The organism is Streptomyces prasinopilosus, from assembly GCF_001419695.1.
GTDB lineage: Bacteria > Actinomycetota > Actinomycetes > Streptomycetales > Streptomycetaceae > Streptomyces > Streptomyces prasinopilosus.
Genome location: NZ_LIRG01000288.1, coordinates 1 through 1,983 on the forward strand (window position 1 = coordinate 1; position 1,983 = coordinate 1,983).

Annotated in this window: 2 protein-coding genes; both read left to right on the plus strand. The window is 73.0% G+C overall.

From position 1 onward, the window contains the following. On the plus strand, positions 1 to 516 hold a 516-nt coding region (locus AOK18_RS13355; RefSeq protein WP_167738683.1), incomplete at its 5' end, for an AAA family ATPase. Continuing rightward, positions 516 to 1,826: a DUF58 domain-containing protein gene (locus AOK18_RS13360; RefSeq protein ID WP_055694487.1), complete on the plus strand. Its 1,311-nt coding sequence runs from the start codon at positions 516 to 518 to the stop codon at positions 1,824 to 1,826. The genes AOK18_RS13355 and AOK18_RS13360, both read left to right, overlap by 1 nt. Positions 1,827 to 1,983: the final 157 nt, after the last annotated feature.

Below are 1,983 nucleotides of genomic sequence, written 5' to 3' on the forward strand. Positions count from 1 at the left end.
ACCCAGAACCCCGTGGAGTACGAGGGCACCTACCCCCTCCCCGAGGCCCAGCTCGATCGCTTTCTCCTCAAACTCACGATCCCGCTGCCCTCCCGCCAGGACGAGATCGACGTCCTCACCCGTCACACCGAGGGCTTCAACCCCCAGGACCTGCACGCCGCCGGCGTACGTCCCGTGGCGACCGCCGCCGACCTGGAAACGGCCCGCGCCGCGGTCGCGAAGACGACGGTCTCCCCCGAGATCACCGCCTACGTCGTCGACATCTGCCGCGCCACACGCGAGTCGCCGTCCCTCTCGCTCGGCGTCTCCCCCCGGGGGGCCACCGCCCTCCTGTCGACCGCCCGCGCCTGGGCCTGGCTGACGGGACGCGACTACGTCACCCCCGACGACGTGAAGGCCCTCGCCCTGCCCACCCTCCGCCATCGCGTACAGCTCCGGCCGGAGGCCGAGATGGAGGGCGTCACGACCGACTCGGTCATCAACGCGATCCTCACCCACGTCCCCGTCCCCCGCTGATGGCCCTCACCGGACGCGCCGCCCTCCTGGCGGCACTCGGCTCCCTCCCCGTCGGTCTCTGGGAACCGGGCTGGACGGGACTCCTCGCCGTCAACGCCCCCCTGGCCGTGGCGTGCGCCTGCGACTTCGCCCTGGCCGCCCCCGTGCGCCGGCTCGGCCTCAGCCGTTCCGGCGACACCTCGGTACGCCTGGGCGACACCGCCGACATCACCCTGACGGTCACCAACACGTCCCGTCGCCCGCTCCGGGCCCGTATCCGTGACGCCTGGCCCCCCAGCAGCTGGCAGCCCGGCACCGAGGTGGCCGCCTCCCGGCACCGCCTCACGGTCCCCGCGGGTGAACGCCGACGCGTCACCACCCGGCTGCGCCCCACCCGCCGGGGCGACCGCCGGGCGGACCGCGTCACCGTCCGGTCCTACGGTCCACTCGGTCTGTTCGCCCGCCAGGGCACCCACGCGGTTCCCTGGACGGTCCGTGTGCTGCCGCCGTTCACCAGCCGCAAGCACCTGCCGTCCAAACTGGCCCGCCTGCGCGAGCTGGACGGCCGCACCAGTGTCCTCACCCGCGGCGAGGGCACGGAGTTCGACAGCCTGCGCGCGTACGTCCCCGGCGACGACACCCGCTCCATCGACTGGCGTGCCACGGCCCGCCAGTCCGCCGTGGCCGTACGCACGTGGCGCCCCGAACGCGACCGGCACATCCTGCTGGTCCTCGACACCGGCCGCACCTCCGCGGGCCGGGTCGGCGACGTTCCCCGCCTGGACGCCTCCATGGACGCGGCGCTGCTCCTCGCGGCCCTCGCCTCCCGGGCCGGCGACCGCGTCGACCTCCTCGCCCACGACCGCCGCCTCCGCGCCCTCGTGCAGGGTCGTTCGGCAGGGGATGTCCTTTCCTCCCTCGTCAGCACCATGGCCACCCTCGAACCGGAGCTCGTCGAGACCGATGCCCGGAGCCTCGTGTCCACGGCCCTGCGCACAGCTCCTCGCCGCTCGCTGATCGTCCTGTTCACGACGCTCGACGCGGCCCCCGTCGAGGAGGGCCTGCTCCCCGTGCTGGCCCAGCTCACCCAGCGCCACACGGTCCTGCTCGCCTCGGTCGCCGACCCTCATCTGGCCCGGATGTCCAGGGCCCGCGGAAACACCGACGCGGTGTACGAGGCAGCGGCAGCGGCCCAGGCCCAGACCGAACGCGACCGCACCGCGGACCAACTCCGCCGCCACGGCGTCACGGTCGTCGAAGCGACCCCGGACCACCTGGCGCCGGCCTTGGCAGACGCCTACCTCGCCTTGAAGGCAGCGGGACGTCTCTGAGAACAGAAACCCTCCGAGCACGGAGGACGGAGGACGGGAAAACAAAAAAAGGGGGGCCCGAGGGCCCCCACCGCATCCGAAACGCGGAGAGCCCCGTGCCGTATGGCACGGGGCTCTCCCCTTTATCATGAATTGTTCGGCGGCGTCCTACTCTCCC